At 69.2% G+C, this 17,419-nt stretch carries 17 protein-coding genes, 2 tRNA genes and 1 other RNA gene; 7 read left to right on the top strand and 13 right to left on the bottom strand.

What is annotated here, in order from left to right:
- Window positions 1-373: 373 nt before the first annotated feature.
- Window positions 374-1,066: a hypothetical protein gene (locus ASF21_RS15640; RefSeq protein WP_235499053.1), complete on the bottom strand. Its 693-nt coding sequence runs from the start codon at window positions 1,064-1,066 to the stop codon at window positions 374-376.
- A complete protein-coding gene (locus ASF21_RS15635) occupies window positions 1,050-1,514 on the bottom strand; it encodes an acyl-CoA thioesterase (protein ID WP_055773382.1) in 465 nt (154 codons plus the stop codon). Before ASF21_RS15635 ends, ASF21_RS15640 begins: the two co-directional genes overlap by 17 nt.
- A gap of 170 nt (window positions 1,515-1,684) precedes the next feature.
- On the opposite strand from ASF21_RS15635, the gene ASF21_RS15630 reads away from it, so the two are divergent.
- Window positions 1,685-2,659 carry an acyl-CoA thioesterase gene (locus ASF21_RS15630; RefSeq protein ID WP_082471648.1) on the top strand — a complete coding sequence of 325 codons (975 nt, stop codon included), beginning with the start codon at window positions 1,685-1,687 and terminating at the stop codon, window positions 2,657-2,659.
- Between the two features lie 156 nt (window positions 2,660-2,815).
- Here ASF21_RS15630 and ettA read toward each other — a convergent pair whose 3' ends face one another.
- From ettA to ssb, 3 genes are all read right to left on the bottom strand, one after another.
- Entirely contained in the window at window positions 2,816-4,498 is a 1,683-nt protein-coding gene (gene ettA / locus ASF21_RS15625) for an energy-dependent translational throttle protein EttA (protein ID WP_055773380.1), read from the bottom strand.
- Window positions 4,499-4,597: 99 nt separating this feature from the next.
- Complete coding sequence (locus ASF21_RS17410; protein ID WP_235499052.1) at window positions 4,598-5,155, bottom strand: DUF6993 domain-containing protein; 558 nt, start codon at window positions 5,153-5,155, stop codon at window positions 4,598-4,600.
- A gap of 57 nt (window positions 5,156-5,212) precedes the next feature.
- Window positions 5,213-5,803, bottom strand: a complete 591-nt coding sequence (ssb, locus tag ASF21_RS15615) for a single-stranded DNA-binding protein (protein ID WP_082471647.1) — start codon at window positions 5,801-5,803, stop codon at window positions 5,213-5,215.
- Window positions 5,804-6,021: 218 nt separating this feature from the next.
- Between ssb and ASF21_RS15610 the strand changes: the two genes are divergently transcribed.
- A complete protein-coding gene (locus tag ASF21_RS15610; protein ID WP_235499050.1) occupies window positions 6,022-6,510 on the top strand; it encodes a DUF6098 family protein in 489 nt (162 codons plus the stop codon).
- A gap of 95 nt (window positions 6,511-6,605) precedes the next feature.
- On the opposite strand, the gene ASF21_RS15605 is transcribed toward ASF21_RS15610, so the two are convergent.
- From ASF21_RS15605 to mptB, 3 genes are all read right to left on the bottom strand, one after another.
- Window positions 6,606-6,678, bottom strand: a tRNA-Arg gene (locus ASF21_RS15605).
- 80 nt (window positions 6,679-6,758) lie between these two features.
- Window positions 6,759-7,190 (bottom strand): DUF3224 domain-containing protein, encoded by a 432-nt coding sequence (locus ASF21_RS15600; protein ID WP_055773379.1) that lies wholly within the window; start codon window positions 7,188-7,190, stop codon window positions 6,759-6,761.
- An 82-nt stretch (window positions 7,191-7,272) separates the two neighbouring features.
- The gene (gene mptB / locus ASF21_RS15595; RefSeq protein ID WP_055773377.1) at window positions 7,273-8,793 is read right to left on the bottom strand and encodes a polyprenol phosphomannose-dependent alpha 1,6 mannosyltransferase MptB; all 1,521 of its coding nucleotides are present in this window, start codon (window positions 8,791-8,793) and stop codon (window positions 7,273-7,275) included.
- A gap of 360 nt (window positions 8,794-9,153) precedes the next feature.
- On the opposite strand from mptB, the gene orn reads away from it, so the two are divergent.
- From orn to def, 4 genes are all read left to right on the top strand, one after another.
- Window positions 9,154-9,756 (top strand): oligoribonuclease, encoded by a 603-nt coding sequence (gene orn, locus ASF21_RS15590; RefSeq protein WP_055773375.1) that lies wholly within the window; start codon window positions 9,154-9,156, stop codon window positions 9,754-9,756.
- 135 nt (window positions 9,757-9,891) lie between these two features.
- Window positions 9,892-9,964: transfer RNA gene (locus ASF21_RS15585), tRNA-His, on the top strand.
- Between the two features lie 153 nt (window positions 9,965-10,117).
- Window positions 10,118-11,290 carry an acyl-CoA dehydrogenase family protein gene (locus tag ASF21_RS15580; RefSeq protein WP_055773372.1) on the top strand — a complete coding sequence of 391 codons (1,173 nt, stop codon included), beginning with the start codon at window positions 10,118-10,120 and terminating at the stop codon, window positions 11,288-11,290.
- A 4-nt stretch (window positions 11,291-11,294) separates the two neighbouring features.
- Complete coding sequence (gene def, locus ASF21_RS15575; RefSeq protein ID WP_055773370.1) at window positions 11,295-11,867, top strand: peptide deformylase; 573 nt, start codon at window positions 11,295-11,297, stop codon at window positions 11,865-11,867.
- A gap of 57 nt (window positions 11,868-11,924) precedes the next feature.
- On the opposite strand, the gene ASF21_RS15570 is transcribed toward def, so the two are convergent.
- From ASF21_RS15570 to rnpB, 3 genes are all read right to left on the bottom strand, one after another.
- Window positions 11,925-13,220, bottom strand: coding sequence for an MFS transporter (locus ASF21_RS15570; RefSeq protein WP_082471646.1), 1,296 nt, complete (start codon window positions 13,218-13,220; stop codon window positions 11,925-11,927).
- 527 nt (window positions 13,221-13,747) lie between these two features.
- Window positions 13,748-13,957, bottom strand: a complete 210-nt coding sequence (locus ASF21_RS15565) for a hypothetical protein (RefSeq protein ID WP_157365948.1) — start codon at window positions 13,955-13,957, stop codon at window positions 13,748-13,750.
- A gap of 182 nt (window positions 13,958-14,139) precedes the next feature.
- Window positions 14,140-14,529: RNase P RNA component class A (gene rnpB, locus ASF21_RS15645), an RNA gene on the bottom strand.
- A gap of 101 nt (window positions 14,530-14,630) precedes the next feature.
- Between rnpB and ASF21_RS15560 the strand changes: the two genes are divergently transcribed.
- On the top strand, window positions 14,631-15,392 hold the full coding sequence (locus ASF21_RS15560; protein ID WP_055773364.1) for a YaaA family protein: 762 nt from the start codon (window positions 14,631-14,633) through the stop codon (window positions 15,390-15,392).
- Window positions 15,393-15,539: 147 nt separating this feature from the next.
- Here ASF21_RS15560 and ASF21_RS15555 read toward each other — a convergent pair whose 3' ends face one another.
- Both ASF21_RS15555 and ASF21_RS15550 read right to left on the bottom strand, forming a co-directional pair.
- Window positions 15,540-16,484 carry a reverse transcriptase-like protein gene (locus ASF21_RS15555; RefSeq protein WP_321166904.1) on the bottom strand — a complete coding sequence of 315 codons (945 nt, stop codon included), beginning with the start codon at window positions 16,482-16,484 and terminating at the stop codon, window positions 15,540-15,542.
- A complete protein-coding gene (locus ASF21_RS15550) occupies window positions 16,481-17,230 on the bottom strand; it encodes a zinc ribbon domain-containing protein (protein WP_055773362.1) in 750 nt (249 codons plus the stop codon). Before ASF21_RS15550 ends, ASF21_RS15555 begins: the two co-directional genes overlap by 4 nt.
- Window positions 17,231-17,419: the final 189 nt, after the last annotated feature.

Below are 17,419 nucleotides of genomic sequence, written 5' to 3'. Positions count from 1 at the left end.
GAACTGATCTGGCACGACCCCGCCACCCCCGCCCTCGCCGACGTCACCCGGCCGAGAAGCGCCTTCCTTCGTCGAGCTCGGCGGCAGCCCCCGCCGCACCCGGTGGGCACCGCGTGGCATCGCATCGCATCGCGTGACACTGGGTGACAGCGCGTGGGGACGGTCGTGACAGCGCGTGGGGACGGTCGTGACAGCGCGTGGGGACGGTTGTGACAGCGATGTGAAGACGGTTGTGACAGCGCGTGGGGACGGTTGTGACGCGATGGGCCGGTCATCACCACGGGCGCGGGTTGTGCCCCAGGGGTGCCCCCTTGTGACCGGCGCCTGCGCAGACACGCGCCGCTGCGGCCTGACGCCGGCTCCCGACGACCGGTCAGAAGAGCGCTGCGGCCCGGACCAGGATGTGGCCGCGGCCCGTGCTCACGCGGGACCAACGACCGTTCGTGTGCACCGTCGCATCGCCCTCAGGATCGAGGAAGCCGAGGCTGAACGCACCGAACGCCGCTCCCGCGGCGACCGATCCCGGCACACCGTCGAGCTCCCGGCCCCACACCGCGGCGCGGGCGCTGCTCACAACGGGTGCCCCTGCACGGTCGGGAAGGCTTCTGGCCACCTCGCCGATACCGTTCCGTGCAGCCTGCTCCAGGAGGCTGTTGGGGATCGAGCCGACGGGCGTCCAGCCCGATCGCGGCGGCAGGACGCCCGCCCAGGCCTCCGTGACCGTCACCGTGGGAAGCGTGAACGCCAGGTCGCCGTCCTGCATCCGGGCGAGGCGGTCGAGCACCGACCCGAGCGCGACGGTCGTGTCCACCGGACCGATCAAAGGGTGGGCGGCATCGAGCGCCATGGTCCTCAGGCCGAGGACCGTGGGTAACGCTTCGCCGAGGACGGTCGGGCCGAGGGTGCGGACGTACGCGGCGAGGACCGGACCCGAGGCGACCAGGCGCATGCCGCCGTCGTCGTTCGCCCTGGCCCGTGCGCTGAACGTGCGGAAATCGGCAACGGTCGGAGGGTCGGCGAATCGGAGCACGGGATCGGGCACGACGTCGCTACCTGGCACGCGCACGGCGGAAGGGGACGGGCTCGCCCTGCCACGATCCGAGGATGTCCTTCTGGGTCCCGGACAGGCGGACCGGCCGGCCCGTGCTGCGACTCACGAGAACCATGGTGGTTGCTGCGATGGCACTGGTCACACTCCCCGCCGACCCGATGCGGTCCCGCACCGCGTAGCCGAGGTCGAAACTGGACACCCCGACAGCGGTGGTCCAGAGATCCACCGCCGCCGGGACCGTGCTGAAGTTCAGGGGCGCGAGGTATTCGATCTCCTGCCGGCCCACCAGGGTGTAGTGGTCCGGGTCGACGGTGTCCATGAAGCAGACCCCGCCGGCCGGACGGCTCATGAGCTGCACGCGGGCGTCCTCGAGGAACTGGAAGTAGCGAACGTTGTTGACGTGGCCGTAGGAGTCCTCGTCGCCGAAGCGCAGGTGGAGGGGAAGGGTGTGGACCGTGGACATGACCTCATCCTCGCAAAGGCAGCCACACCGAATCCAATCCGCGGGCGCCGGCCACGTCGACGACCGGAGGGCAAGCAGCGGTGTTGAGCGCCGCAGGGTCGGCGTCTACTGTCAGAAGACGTCAGGGAGCCGTCGCTCCCACAGCACCCGTCCCGAGGAGACCCCGAACCATGGCAGAACACCGGCCCCGCGCGACCGCACCGCGAGCGGCAGGACCGTCCGGTACGTCGGAGTCGCCCGGAGAGGAGACCGCCGCCGGGTCGTCGGACTCCGTGACGGATCCCACGGCGGCCCTCCTCGGCCTGCTCGACCTGAGCCCGGCCGAGGGTGCCCAGACGGACGAGGAGATCTTCGTCGGCACCTCCGCACGGCAGCCCAGCCGCAGGGTGTTCGGCGGTCAGGTCCTCGCGCAGTCCCTGATCGCCGCCATGCGCACCGTCGAACCGACGCGGGACGTCCACTCGATGCACGGGTACTTCCTGCGTGCCGGGGACGCCGACAAGCCCATCACCTTCGGGGTCCAGCGCCTCAGGGATGGACGCTCCTTCTCCGCCCGGCGCACCCACGCGTATCAGAACGGCGTCCCCATCCTGTCCATGATCGCGTCCTTCCAGGAGCCCGACGACGGCGTGGAGCACCAGGATCCGATGCCGGCCGGCGTACCCGACCCGGAGGACCTGCCCACGACGGCGGACCTCCTCGGCGGGTTCGACCATCCAGTCGCGCGGGCCTGGGCCTACGAGCGCCCCTTCGACATCCGGCACATCGACGCGCCCCTCTATCTCACCAACGAGGGCTCGAAGGAACCGCGGAACGCCGTCTGGATGCGCAGCCTCGGCCCGATGCCGGACGATCCCGACCTGCACCGCGCCGCCCTCGCCTACGCGAGCGACTACACCCTGCTCGAATCGATCCTGCGACCGCACGGGCTCAGCTGGATTCAGCCCGGCATGAGTGTGGCGAGCCTCGACCATGCCATGTGGTGGCACCGACCGGTCAGGGTCGACGAGTGGCTCCTCTACGTGCAGAGTTCGCCGAGCGCGTCCGGCGCGCGGGGGCTGGCCGCCGGCCGCATCTACAACCGGGGCGGCGAACTCGTCGCCAGCGTGGCGCAGGAGGGCATGATCCGCATCCCGCGGGACTGACCACCAGGCGGAGTCATGCCGGCCGGACCGGCGTCTCGCCCGGAGACGGACGAGGGGCCCGGCCAACGGCCGGGCCCCTCGTCCGTCAGCAATCGTCAACGCGCGACGCCGTCCGACCTGTGCGTACGCCCGACCACGGTCGGGGCAAGCCGTCCGTCAGTCACGCGTCAGGCGGCGGTGCGTGACCCGGTGCGGCTTCGCCGCGTCGGCACCCAGCCGCTCCACCTTGTTCTGCTCGTACGCGTCGAAGTTGCCCTCGAACCAGTACCAGTTGTCGGGGTCCTCCTCCGTGCCCTCGTAGGACAGGATGTGCGTCGCCACGCGGTCGAGGAACCAGCGATCGTGCGAGACCACGACGGCACACCCGGGGAATTCCAGCAGGGCGTTCTCGAGGCTCGAGAGCGTCTCGACGTCGAGGTCGTTGGTCGGTTCGTCGAGGAGCAGGAGGTTTCCGCCCTGCTTCAGGGTCATGGCGAGGTTCAGCCGGTTGCGCTCACCACCGGAAAGGACGCCGGCCTTCTTCTGCTGGTCAGGACCCTTGAAACCGAAGGCCGAGACATAGGCCCGCGACGGCATCTCGACCTGCCCGACCTGTATGAAGTCGAGTCCGTCGGACACGACCTCCCAAAGCGACTTGTTCGGATCGAGGCCGCCACGTGACTGGTCGACGTAGGAGATCTTCACGGAATCACCGATGCGCAGCTCTCCGCCGTCGAGCTCCTCGAGCCCCACGATGGTCTTGAACAGCGTGGTCTTGCCGACGCCGTTGGGGCCGATGACCCCCACGATGCCGTTCCGCGGGAGGGAAAAGGACAGTCCGTCGATGAGGACGCGGCCGTCGTACCCCTTCTTCAGGTTGTGCGCCTCGATGACCTGGCTCCCGAGGCGTGGACCCATCGGGATCTGGATCTCCTCGAAATCGAGCTTCCTGGTGCGGTCGGCCTCCGCCGCCATCTCCTCGTAGCGGTTGAGACGCGCCTTCGACTTCGTCTGGCGTCCCTTGGCGTTCGAGCGGACCCATTCGAGTTCCTCGGAGAGGCGCTTCGACAGCTTCTGGTCCTTCTTGCCCTGCACCTCGAGACGCGCGCGCTTCTTCTCGAGATACGTCGAGTAGTTGCCCTCGTAGGGGTAGAGGTGGCCGCGGTCCACCTCGGCGATCCACTCGGCCACGTGGTCGAGGAAGTAGCGATCGTGGGTCACGGCGAGGACTGCACCGGCATAGGACTTCAGGTGCTGCTCGAGCCAGAGCACGCTCTCGGCGTCCAGGTGGTTGGTCGGCTCGTCGAGCAGGAGAAGATCGGGCTTCTGGAGCAGCAGCTTGCACAGCGCTACGCGTCGACGTTCACCACCGGAGAGGACGGTGACGTCCGCGTCCGGCGGCGGGCAGCGAAGAGCGTCCATGGCCTGCTCGAGCTGGGAGTCGAGGTCCCACGCGTCCGCAGCGTCGATGGCCTCCTGCAGCTTGCCCATCTCGTCCAGCAGGGTGTCGTAGTCCGCGTCCGGGTTCGCCATCTCGTCGGAGATCTCGTTGAAGCGCTGGATCTTGCCGTAGATCTCGCCCACGCCCTCCTGGACGTTGCCGAGAACGGTCTTCTCCTCGTTGAGGGGAGGCTCCTGCAGGAGGATCCCGACGCTGTAGCCGGGTGACAGGCGGGCTTCACCGTTCGAGGGGGTGTCCATGCCGGCCATGATTTTCAGGATGGTGGACTTACCGGCACCGTTCGGGCCGACGACGCCGATCTTCGCACCAGGGAAGAAGGACATGCTGACATCGTCGAGGATTACTTTGTCGCCAACGGCCTTGCGGGCCTTGGTCATTGTGTAGATAAATTCCGCCATGGTCCTAAGGCTAGTGCGTGCCGGGCGAGTTCTCCCACTCGACGGAACCTCCCCGCGCCACAGCCGGTCGGCCATGACCTGCAGCGCGCCTCTGCTGCGTCAGCGCTGATCCCCGACGAAGCAGAGGCCCGTGGCGAGGACCGGAAGCACCACCGCCGAGACGGCGCCCTCGCGCACCTCCCCCACGACGCATCGGTCCCCGATCAGCCCGGCGCCCTGGATGGCGTCGACGTCGAGCCCTGTGGGGGTCCGGTCGACCGACACCTCGACACGTTCCGGGACGGTCCCCCCGTCGGCGAAGCCCTGCTCGATCGCCGCGCGTACCTGATCCCGGGTCACCGAGTCCTGGCCGTCGGCGAGTGCCTGCAGGGAGGACCTGACGGCTTCCGCGACACCAATGGCGTCCCCGGCCGCCGTCGCCGTGGGGCTCGTCCCCTCCGGCGAAAGCACACCGGAGGAGGAACCGTCGGACGGTGCCCCCACCGCAGCGCCAGGCCTCGGCGTCCCCTCCGCTGCGTCCGATGCCGGGTTGCTGATCGGCCCGGCGCCCGGATCGGGCGGGGCGGTGCAGGCGGTGACACCCACGGCGAGTGCCGCCGACACCGTGAGGATGCGCCACAGCGCGGACGGCGGTCTGATCAAGAGGCGGCGACTCACGCCCTCATCCTGCCACGCGCCTGACCGACGGCCGCTCTCCCGCAGCGGGCCTGGTCCCTAGAACGGGACGGACGTCGCGTCGACGAGGTCGTCGCGTGCTGTGCCCGCGCGGCCGTCCGTGGGCGCCGCACCGTCCTCCGCAGCGTCCGTCGCCTCGGGTTCCGTCGCCGGGTCGAACAGCTCCCCCGTCACAGGATCCACGCCGTCCGGCAGCGCGCCGGCGTCGTCCTGGTCCGCGGTGTCCTCCCTCCGCCGGTCCTCGGCCCCGGCGGAGGGATCGCTCCGGTCGGCGCTGGTCCGCCTGAAGTTCGCTGTGCCCCACATCAGGTCGTGGCCCGCCGTGTCGGCATCGATCTCGACCGACGTTCCCGTGCGGCCGTCGGCGTTGATCCACGGACGGACCTTGAGTCGTCCGCTGACGATGACGCGGTCACCCTTCTTGATGCTCGCGCCGGCGTTGGTGGCGAGCTGACGGAACATCGAGACGGAGTACCAGTTCGTGTGGCCGTCGACCCAGGTGCCCGTCTCCCTGTCGAGACGTCGTTCCGTGGAGCACATCCGGAAGCCCGTGATGGGCAGCCCGCTCTGCGCCAGTGTCAGCCGGACCTCAGTGGCGACGTAGCCCCGCACGGTGATGATGTCGGTCATGATGTTCCTTTCGGTTGAGATGGAGTGCCGGGCGCCCGGCCCGGGTCCAGTGTGGGACGGCCTGCCATGCGGTCGCCGAGCAACGGGCGCTATGTTGACAAGCGAAGGCGGCGAACGGTCGCCGACCCTTCCTAGCCCACCGATCCAGGCCGTGGAAGGCATTCCCGGGTCGGAGCGATGTCTTGAACGGCCGGCGACCGGTTTCCTACCGTGGAGGCATGGACACCGCAGCATCCGTCGACAGCGCCCACCACCCCGAGGCACGCGACGCCGCCCCCACCGGCTCCGACATCAGGACGGAGGAAAGGGTCGTCGACAGCCTCGAGCAGCTCGCCGGGGTGGTCGAGGATTCGGGTCCCGTCTACCTCCGCTACTCGTGCGGTTTCGCGGCAGACAGGACGTCCACGAGCAGGGATGGGGAGAGCGGCCTGACGCTGCCCGGGCTCTCGGTCAATCCGCTCACCCCGGAGGACTGGTGGACGCGCCCCCTGGAGGACTGGCTCGCACGGCAGATCTGCCAGTACCGGCATCTCGCCGAGCAGGAGGAGCGGCACGCCTGGATCCTCACCGGATTGCCGGTCGGCCGCGGACCGGACTGCGAGCCGCTGCTCACGGACGTGGTGCCCCTCGGGCGCATCAGCGATCGGTTGCTGTGCGAGGCGGGACAGGTGTACGACGAGCGCTTCGACGCCGGGAACCAGCCCTAGCCGAGAATTCATCCGGGTCGTAGGGACCCGGCCGGCAGCGAAGACAGTTCCACCAGGACATAGCAAGGGCCGGACGCGCGCGCCCGGCCCTTGAGTGCCCCCGGCAGGATTCGAACCTGCGACCAGAGGATTAGAAGGCCCCTGCTCTATCCCCTGAGCTACGGAGGCAGTACCCCGAGTTTACTATGGCCGCCCGGGACCGCTCAGGGTCGATGGCCATAAGCCGGCGGCGACGGGCTGCCACGGCATCATTCGTCGTCGACGGCGGCCTCCGCCGTGAAGGTCACCCGCAGTTCGAGGCGGTGCTGGCCGTCAGGGTCCTGCGAGTAGACGGCCTTCCCGGAGATGCCTCGCAGTCCGTCCGTCCCGGATCCCGGGATGATGTGCCCGGAGCTCGCAGCGTCGGCGCCCTCTGCGACCCCCCAGTGCTGCACGGTCATCGCGCCCGTGCGCTCGCCGATCGAGCCGACGAACTGTTCGGACGCCACATAGCCGGCTCCGACGTCGTTCCCTGCCATCAGCAGCTCTGCGGTGCTCGTTCCGCTGATCTCGCCCTCGAAGACTTTCGCGGCCCGCACGCGGGAGAGCTCGCCGGTGCTTCCGGGTTCGGAGTACGGCTCCGCGACCCACTCGCTGATCTCGTACTCGCCGGTGTACGCCGTCGTTCCTGTATCGGTCATCGGTCCAGTATCGCCGTTCCGCGCCTCCCCCGCTCGCGCGACCCCGGATCCGTCCCGCCTCGACACCCCGGCCGACGTCGGATCAGTGCAGCTGACCCGGGGCAAGCGGACTGTACCGCCGTCGGAAGAGCACTTTGGTGCTGCGGTCCAGGAACACGAGGTACAGCGCGAACCCGAGCGCGACGACGGCCGCCACCTGCCGCGCCACCGTCAGGCTGAGATCGAAGTAGGGGAAGATGTCGAGCTGGTCCGAGATGGCGTAGACCATGAAGAACGCCACCGTGAAGTAGAGGAACTTGACCTGCCAGTCGTCCCGGATCCCGGTCACGGCGAACAGTGGGATCAGCCAGACGACGTACCAGGACTGGATCATGGGGGCCAGCAGCACGATGGCGGCGAAGGCGAACGCGAGTCGTCGGACGAGCCGGCTGTGGTCCCCGCGGAACACCTGGATCGCGATGATCACGAGCGAGGCGATGCGCGCAACGGTGTGGAAGGCGTTGGCGAAGTCCCACCCGCTGAGGCCGACGGCGTTGCCGAGGGTCGCGATCACCAGCCCGATGAAGCCGACCGGCGCGTACCAGATCCAGACGCTCCCCGGGGTGCTGAGTGCACCGACCCAGCCGAACCCGAACGTATTGATGAGCCCCATGATCCAGAGGATGCCGAGACACAGGCCGGCCGTCATGAACCAGTAGAGGAACTTCCGGGGCCAGGAGGCACCCTTGCCTGCCCACATGAGGCCGACGAACGGCAGGAAGATGAGGGTGATCGGCTTGATGCCGACGGACAGCGTGATGAGGAGGATCCCGAGCAGGGGTCGCTTCGTCGCGCACAGGTACAGGCCGGCCAGCGCCAGCCCGATCATCAGGGAGTCGTTGTGGATGGCGGCGACGAAATTGATGAGGAAGAGCGGATTGGCGACGGTCAGCCACAGGGCTCGGGTCGCGTTGATGGAGTGGAGCGCCGCGAGCTTCGGGACGAAATAGATGCACAGTGCGACGCCGAACAGCGCCACGACCCTGAACAGGATGATCGACGTGTCCGGGTAGCCGCCCGTGACGCGGACGATGCCCTCCTCGATCCACAGGAACACCGGACCGTAGGGCGTCGGACTCTGTGCCCACAGGTCGTCGGCGCCGATCTGCAGGTAGTTGGAGATCTGCGAGTAGCCGTCCCGGTAGGGATTCAGCTTGGCGATCATGACCTGGCCCTGCGCGATGTAGGCGAAGACGTCGCGGCTGAAGAGGGGCAGCGACGCAGCGAGCGGGACGGTCCAGGCTAGGATGGCCTTGAGCACGTACGGACGCGTCTCGTCGGACCAACCGTTCAACCGCTGGCCCAGGCGCAGCCACGCGCGGATCAGCAGCATCCCGCCGAGGGCGAGGAGCAGGACCGAGAGCACCGCGCCCACCGGTTCGAAGCGCAGCCAGATGATGACGGGGTTGCGTCGTAGCTCCACCGACGCGAGGGACAGCCAGCCGACCCCGAGGGAGCCCATCCACATCATCAGCGACCCGACGAACCCCTGCACGATCGCGACGTTCGGCCGGTTGGGGCCCGGCTGCGTCTCGACCTGCAGGGCGGGGAGCTGGGCGGGCATCTGGGGAATCCAATCGTCGGCAGGCATGAGTCGGCGTCGAACGCCCATGTCCTCAGGCGGCCGGCCGGCGACGGCCTGGCGCGGGGCACATCGGTGCCTGTACCGGAAGCAGCAGGGTTACCCAGATCTCCCCGCAGCCCTGAGCGAACTGTTCGAATATTAGCACCGGGTGGAGCTCCGGGACCGGCAGCCGCTGTCCTCGGCGGCGCGTCGACAGGGGCCCGCATCCCGTGCCCGACGGCCATAAGCTGTCCGGTCCGCTGCTGCTCCGGCTGCCCGCCACGGGGCGCGCCGCGCCTCTCCCGTGGACCGACCCGCGCCTCCGCGAAGCGCGTCGTCGGCGGACGGTACATTGGTCGAATGCCGATATCGAATGAACACATCGTCTGGATCGACTGCGAGATGACGGGCCTGGACCTCACGAACGACGCGCTGATCGAGGTCGCCGTGCTCGTCACGGACGCCGAGCTCAACATCCTCGGCGACGGTGTGGACGTCGTGATCAAGCCGGCGCCGGAGGCCCTCGAACAGATGGGCGACTTCGTGCGCACCATGCACACCACCTCGGGCCTCCTCGAGGAGCTCGACGGCGGTATCAGCATGGAGGACGCGCAGCAGCAGGTCCTCGACTACATCCGGACCCACGTCCCCGAACCCCGCAAGGCCCAGCTCGCGGGCAATTCGGTCGGCACGGACAGGAACTTCCTCCTGCGCGACATGCCCCTCGTGACCGATCACCTGCACTACCGGATCATCGACGTATCCACGATCAAGGAGCTGGCCCGCCGCTGGTACACCCGCGCCTACTTCCAGTCGCCGGCCAAGACGGGCGGCCACCGGGCCCTGGGGGACATCGAGGACTCCATCCGGGAGCTGCGCTACTACCGGGCCGCCGTCTTCGTTCCCGCGCCCGGACCCGACTCGGCCACCAGCAAGGCGATCGCCCGCGGCATCGTCTCCTGACCCCGCCCGGCGGCGCCGACGCGGTGTCGGCGGGCGCTGTCCGGAGCACTCCGAAAAGTGTGTAAACTTGTATCCGCTGCCTTTCGCAGCCAGTCCGGACGAAGGTTCTCGCCGGGCCGGACAGCGAAGCACATGGTGGGTATAGCTCAGTTGGCAGAGCGCCTGGTTGTGGTCCAGGAGGTCGCGGGTTCAACCCCCGTTACTCACCCTCAGTCGTCAGGTTGATTCCTGACCACGAATGCCGTCCCGGAGATCGTCCGGGGCGGCATCCGCATTTTCCGGACCCCGTACGCCCACGCCTCCCGGACGCAGCCTGCACAGGCCCGCGGCCCCGGCGGCCGAGAGCACCGAAGGACCCACCATGGAACGCACAGTGTTCGACGAGGATCACGAGCTCTTCCGCGACGTCGCCCGCGAGTTCAACGAGCGTGCCGTCGCACCGCACTACGCGGACTGGGACAGGCAGCACATGATGGACCGCGCGGTGTGGACGGCCGCCGGGGAGCAGGGCCTGCTCGGCCTGGCGGTCCCCGAGGAATTCGGCGGAGCCGGCATGCCCGACTACCGCTTCCGATCCGTCCTCGACGAGGAATTCGCCCGTAGCAACCATCTCTCCGTGGGCCTGGCGTTCCACCTCCACGACGATCTGGTCCTCCCCCACCTGCTCGCGCACGGCTCCGACGACCTGAAGGAACGCTGGCTCCCCGGGATGGTCTCGGGGGAGATCGTGACCTCGTGTGCATGGACCGAACCCGGAGCCGGCAGCGACCTGCGCGGGATCCGCACCAAGGCGGTGCGGGATGGCGACGACTGGCTCATCAGCGGCCAGAAGGTCTTCATCGGCAACGGGATCAGCGGGGACGCGTCACTCGTCCTCGCGAGGACCGACGGCGGCTCCGGTCGCGGCGCCAGCGACTCGTTCTCCCTGTTCATGGTGCGGAAGGGCGAGGGATACACGCCGGGCCGGCAGCTCGACAAGATGGGCTTCCACGCCTCCGACACGGCCGAGCTGTTCTTCGACAACGTGCGGGTCCCCGGGACGGACCTCGTGGGCGAGGTGGGGCAGGGCCTCCGCTACAGCCTCGAGCAGATCCCCCAGGGCCGGTTGGGTATCGCCGTCGCGGCAGCCGCTCTCGCCCGGGCGACCTACGAGCAGACCGTCCGCTACGTGACGGATCGGAGCGCCTTCGGTGAACGGGTGCTCGATTTCCAGAACACCCGCCACGTCCTCGCCGACATCCTCACCGAGGTCGAGGTGACGGAGACCTTCGTGGACCGGGCGGTCCTCGCCTTCAACGCCGGGAGCCTGACCCCCACCGCTGCAGCGCAGTCGAAGCTGTGGGCCGGCGAACGGGCGAAATCGATCACGGACCGCTGCCTGCAGCTGCACGGCGGGTACGGCTACATCCTGGAGTACCCCGTGGCGCAGGCCTTCCTGGCCGCGCGGCTGCTGACGATCTTCGGCGGTACCAGCGAGATCATGCGCGAGTCCATCGGTCGCACGATCGCGGACCGCGCCGCACGGAAGAGGTAGTCCCATGACCGTCCACCCCATCACGATCACCGGTGAGCCGGTCCTGCATCAGCGCGCCCGGCCCGTCGAGGCGTTCGACGACGCACTGCGTACCCTGATCGCCGATCTGTTCGAGACGATGGACACCGCCAACGGGGTCGGTCTCGCGGCGCCGCAGATCGGCGTCGGCCTGCGGATCTTCGTCTACGGCATGGAGAACGACGACGACGTGCCGGCACGGGGCGTCGTCGTGAATCCCACGCTCGTCACATCGAAGATCCCGGGCTCGGAGCCCGACCCCGACGAGGAGTCGGAAGGATGCCTCTCCGTTCCGGGTGAAGCGTTTCCGCTCAAGCGCGCCGACTGGGTGCGGGTCTCCGGCTTCGACGGCGAGGGGGCTCCCGTGGAGTTCGAGGCGACGGGGTGGTTCGCCCGGTGCATGCAGCACGAGAACGACCACCTGGACGGGAAACTGTACGTGGACCGGCTCAACGCGAAGCACACGCGCCGGGCCAGGAAGGCCGTGAAGGCCAACGGGTGGGGTATCGCGGGGCTCACCTGGATGCCCGGGGTGGATCCGGACCCCTTCGGTCACTGATCGCGCTGCCGACCGCGCCGCTCCGCCCGGTTCGATCGATCGCTCGGTGAGCGGGCGTCATGACGAGGACTTCGGGGTGTGCTCCTGACCCATCGGTGCGGGCGCTTCTACGAGGTCCTCGAGGCGCGTGACACCCCTGAGTGGACCCAGCAGGGCGACGAGTGGCGCCGAGCAGGCGATCACGACGCCGACGAGGATCGCCTCCCTGATCCCGATCGACTCTGCGAGCACACCCGCCAGGAGACTGGCCAGGGCGAGCATGCCCCAGCTGACCGTCCGGGACGCGGCGCCGAGCCGGCCCATCATGCCGGGCGGGCACACGCGTTGGCGGAAGCTGGATCCCACCACGATGTTCCACGAGACGCTCGCTCCCATGACGAACATGCCGAGCAGGCCCCAGAGCATGCCCCAGCCGGGCGAGAGCACCAGCAGCGATGCGTACCCGAGGACCCCCGGCACCATGGACCACCGCCAGAGACGACCGGTGCCGATACGCTCCCCCAGGGCGTTCGCGGTGACCCCTCCGACGGCCCCACCGACCGACGCTGCGGCGAGGAGCAGACCGAGCCAGATCTCGGACTCACCCAGCGTGCGGAGCACCAGGAGCACGAGGAGGGACGCGGCGATGTTCCCGCCGAGGTTCCACAGGGCGGCATTGAGGAGGAGCGCACGCAGGGGCGCGGTGCTGAACGTGTAGCGCAACCCGTCCGCCATCTCCCTGAGGATGGGACGCTTCGCCGGTGGCTGCACCACCTCCCTCACGTCGAGCCGTTGTACCGCGAGGAGCGAGACGATCGACGCGGTCAACTGCACCAGGAGGGTGTTGGAAGCACCGGCGAACGTGGTCAGCCACCCTGCCATCGCGCGACCGGCGGCGTCCGCTGCGGCCCCCGTTCCGGTGATGAGGCCGTTGCCCTCCATGAGTTCGTCCGGCGTGACCGCCTGCTGGACCAGGGCGGCATCAGCCAGCTGGAAGAAGACGGAGGCGATGCCCGCGACGAAGGCGACGACGAAGAGGAGGGGCGTGGACAGGAAATCGAGCCAGTACCCGATCGGCAGCAGGCCGAGTACGAGCACGCGCACCGCGAGGGCGGCCATCATCACGGGCTTCCGCGGCAGCCGGTCCACCCAGACACCGATCAGGAGTCCGAGCACCAGCCACGGGAGGAAGGTCATACCGGCAAGCGCCGCGACCTCGAAGTTGCTGGCCTGCAGTTCGACGGCCGCGATGATCGGGAGGGCCACGGCGGCCACCGCGTTCCCCAGGACGCCGGAGGTGCTCGAGACGAGAAGGGCACGGAAGTTGCGGTTGCGCGCGACGAGTCGTCGCTCCTGCATACCCCCAGCGCTCATTCGAACACCATAACCGAGCCGCTGTAGGGCTCCCGCCGAAGCACCGCCATTCGGAGCCAGGACTTCAGCCACCCTTGACGGGCGAGCACGTTCCACCGATAATCATTCGCCTCGGCAATCAAACTGTGCCGTCGGCTGGAAGTTCCCGGTTTCTCCCCTGGCGAAGAGCGGCGTCTCCCGATTGCCGTGGCCGCAGCAGGGGCGGACCATGGAGGTGGAGGGTCATCCCGCGATCGTTCCCCCAGCAGCATCGCGGTCGATGCCCCTTCGAGGCGGCTATAGACGCCGGGCGGTCCCCCTACCTCTTGAGACCGGGTACGGGGGACCGTTTCATGCGCTGCTCAGGTCCACCGCTCTGCTGCCTGCGTCGCGTGCGGGACCGAGGCGAACGGACCGGCCCCGAAGCCCCAGCTGTAGGCCGGCCCGTTCATACCGTCGCGCTTGCGTACGAGACCCGCGGCGGTCCTCACACAGTAGGCCGCTCGGCGGGCATGGACAACGGGCGGCGCGCCCATTGCGCCGATGCGTCACTTCCGTCGGCGGACGAGGACCGCTGTTCGGACCAGGACGGCGAGAAGAAGTACGGCTCCGACGATGAAGAGCAGCGCGAGCCAGAGAGCCGGACCCTCGTCGCCATCGCCGGTCCCCCAGCCGAGCCGGCGGGCAGCGATGACGAGCGCTATCAGCGAGGCTCCCAGGAGGAAGGTCACGCGGGGCCACGGGTGCGTTTTCGCCATCTGTCCAGCGTAGTCGAGCCGGTGCCGCCGGCACGCGGCGGCCGATCCTGGATGCCCCGGGCTCGTCGGTGAGGTGCGCCCGCACGGATCCGGTCCCTCCAGTCACCTGCGCAGTGATCACCCAGGTCAGCACGTGGGGCCCACGCTCGTCGTCGGGTTCCTGCAGCTCTCCGGGTGGTCGGGGGATGGGTCGACCGATACGCCGGGTTCTGTCATCGCACGACGTTGCCGCTGTGCGAGTGGCGACCATCCATCTACGGACGCCGTTACCGACGCCCTCCAGCGGCCTACCCGTGCACTCGGGCGGGCAGCCCTCGGACGCGCACTGTCTGGCCTTGCTCCGGGTGGGGTTTACCGAGCCGCACCGGTCACCCGGCACGCTGGTGGTCTCTTACACCGCCTTTTCACCCTTACTCCCGTCCACGCCGGAGCGTGGTGGGGAGCGGTCTCTTTTCTGTGGCACTGGCCTGCGGGTCACCCCGAGTGGGCGTTACCCACCACCCTGCCCTGCGGAGCCCGGACGTTCCTCGGTGGCCCGCAAGCGGGCTCAACGCGGCCGCCTGGTCGACCCATCCGTCATCCATTCTAGGGGTTCGGCCCCGCTCCTCCGATCGGCAGGCAGGCGGCCGTCCACGCGTGCGGCCGGCCCGCCGGCATCCGATACGGTGGACCGGTGCTGATCCTCCTCCCGCCCTCCGAAGGCAAAGCCGCAGCCCGGAGGGGGGACCCCCTCGTCCTCGAGGATCTCGCGTTCCCCGGACTCACGGCCGCCCGCAGGACTGTCCTCACAGGGCTGGAAGCGGCAAGCGCCCACGACGACGCCCACACGCTCCTCGGCGTCGGAGCATCGCTGGCGGAGGACCTGCGCCGGAACCTGGTCCTCGAGACCGCCCCTGCCGCCCCGGCGCACGACGTGTACTCCGGGGTGCTCTACGACGCGCTCGGGTACGCCACGATGACCGCGGTGCAGAAGCGCCGTGCACGCGAGCAGTGCGTCGTCGTCTCCGGCCTGTGGGGAGCCATCGGTCTCGGCGACCGTATCCCGGCCTACCGCCTGTCCATGTCCGTGGACCTACCCGGGATCGGGCGGCTGGCGAGCTACTGGAAGCAGCACCTTGCTGACCCCCTGACCGGGCGCGCCGGTGCGGACTTGATCGTCGACTGCAGATCCAGCACCTACACGCCGGCCTGGGTCCCACCCCCGCAGCAGACCGCCGCCGTCGGTGTCTTCCAGCTCCGCAAGGGGAAGCGCACCGTCGTCTCGCATTTCGCGAAGCACACGCGCGGTGAACTCGCGCGACACCTCCTGACCCGGCGAGGCGCTGCTCCCACCTCCCCGGAGGCGCTCCTGCGCGCCACTCAGGAGCGGTGGTCTGCGGAGCTCACTCCGGCGACGGCACGCAAGCCTGCCCAGCTCGCCATCCTCATCGACTGACCATCAACGGCCCGGTGTCCCGCGCGGAACGACGGTCCTGACGCCCCGCGTACACCGCGTACACCGCGTGCACCGCGTGCACCGCGTGCACCGCGTGCACCGCGTGCACCGCGTACACCGGGTACATGGTCCCCCCTCGCGGACCACTCAACCGGCGACGAGCTCCACCTCGAACCCCTCGGCGTTCTCGAGGTAGGCGGCGTAATGGTCAGCGCCCCCTGCGTGAGGATGTTCATCGGGGAAGAGCAGCGACCAGCCGTGACTCGCCGCGCGGCGCACCAGGAGGTCGACGTCCGCCGTGGAGCCGGCGTGGAACGCGAGGTGGTTGACGCCCGGGCGGCGGCGTTCGTGGTGTCCCGCCGCGAGGTCGGGACCGCTCTCGAGCACGACATAGAAGTCGTCGGATCCGTAGCTGGTGCCGTCCCGCCAGGACTCACGCTGCGGGAAACCCAACCGCTCGAGCAGCCAGCCGAGGCTCTCCCGCGACCCGGCGAGATCACCGGTCCAGACCTCGACGTGGTGCAACCTGCCGGCGGGTCGTGGCACGGCGGGCGCGGGATCGGGCTCGACGGCGGCCACGGGAGTTTTCTGGGCACGTGGCGTCCACTCGACACCGGCCATGCCCGCATCCATGGCCTCGTTCGACAGGCGATCGGCATCCTTGTTGCGCTCACGCGGGATCCACTCGTAGCTCACACGCCGCGGATCGAGCACTTTCCGTGCCTTCGCCGCCAGCACCCGCATGTCGGCGTGCTTGATCTGCCACCGACCCGACATCTGCTCGACGACGAGCTTCGAGTCCATCTTCACTTGGACGGAGGCGGTCGGGTTGATCTCACGGGCGAGTTCCAGACCGGACACCAGGCCGGAATACTCTGCCACGTTGTTGGATGCCTTGCCGATGTAGGCGGCCTTCTCGACGAGGATCCGGCCCGTCTCCGGATCCCTGACGAGGGCGCCGTAACCGGCGTGGCCCGGGTTGCCGCGGGAGCCGCCATCGGCCTCGACGACGAGCCGCGCCGGGGCACCCGTCACCGTCTCCCCGCTCTGCTGGTCCCGCTCGTAGGGGTCGAACAACTGCTGATCCGTCACGGCTGCTGGTTCCCCCAGTCGCTCGACCGCACGAGGATGCAGCCGGAATCCGGACACAGCACGATCTCGTCCGGGGCGGCTCCAGAGATGTCGGCCAGGTCGCCGGGGCTGAGCTGCATGCCCGACCCCTCGGACTTGCCGTGGAACAGGCGCGCGGCGCCGACACCGCGCCGCGCGAGGATCCGCTCGTACATCGTCAGGAGCGGCGCGTCGAAGGTCGCGGCGAGCTCATCCCGCTGGGCCTGGACGGAGCCACGCTGTTCGTCGATGGCCGCCAGCTCGGCATCGCGGACCTCCTCCAGGCCGCGCAGCTCGGCGCGCACGCCGTTGGTCCTGCCCTGCACCTCGAGCTGGGCGGACCGCGCGGCCTCCACGCGCTCCATGACGTCGAGTTCGACGTCCTCGAGATCGGAACGCCGCTTCGTCAGGGAGGCCACCTCGTGCTGCAGCGCCGTCAGGTCCTTCGACGACCCGGTTCCGCTGTTCAGCCGCTTGTCGTCACGCTCCAGCCGGGTCACCACCGACTGCACCTCGTCCTCCGCACGCGTGAGTTCGCGTTCGAGGTCGCCGAGCTCCGTGGTGGCCCGGACAAGTTCCCCGTCCACCTCGGCGACGCGGGCGCCGACGATCCCCAGCTCGGGGTTGCTGCGCGCGGCGGCCGCCTGGCGTGACAGCTTGTTGAGGGTCGAGTCGAGGGCCTGCAGATCGAGCAGGCGTAGTTGTTCCTCGGGAGCAGCCTTGGCCACGGAAAACCTCCAGGGTGGGACGGGTGGTGCACGACGGGCGGGCGGGGGCGTCGTCCAAGCCTAGGCCACGGTGCGGGCGTGCACGCGTGCACGGCGTGGGCGGCCCGACGGGCGGCAGGCCGCGAGCGCGGACCGCGCGACGGACGACGACGGCCTGCGGCGGCTCAGTAGCCTGGGGGGCAGCAGCAG

The sequence above is a fragment of the Arthrobacter sp. Leaf234 genome, from assembly GCF_001422665.1.
Lineage (GTDB): Bacteria > Actinomycetota > Actinomycetes > Actinomycetales > Micrococcaceae > Arthrobacter_D.
The sequence above is the reverse complement of the archived record's forward strand: the minus strand, read 5'-3'. Positions and strand labels throughout refer to the sequence as shown.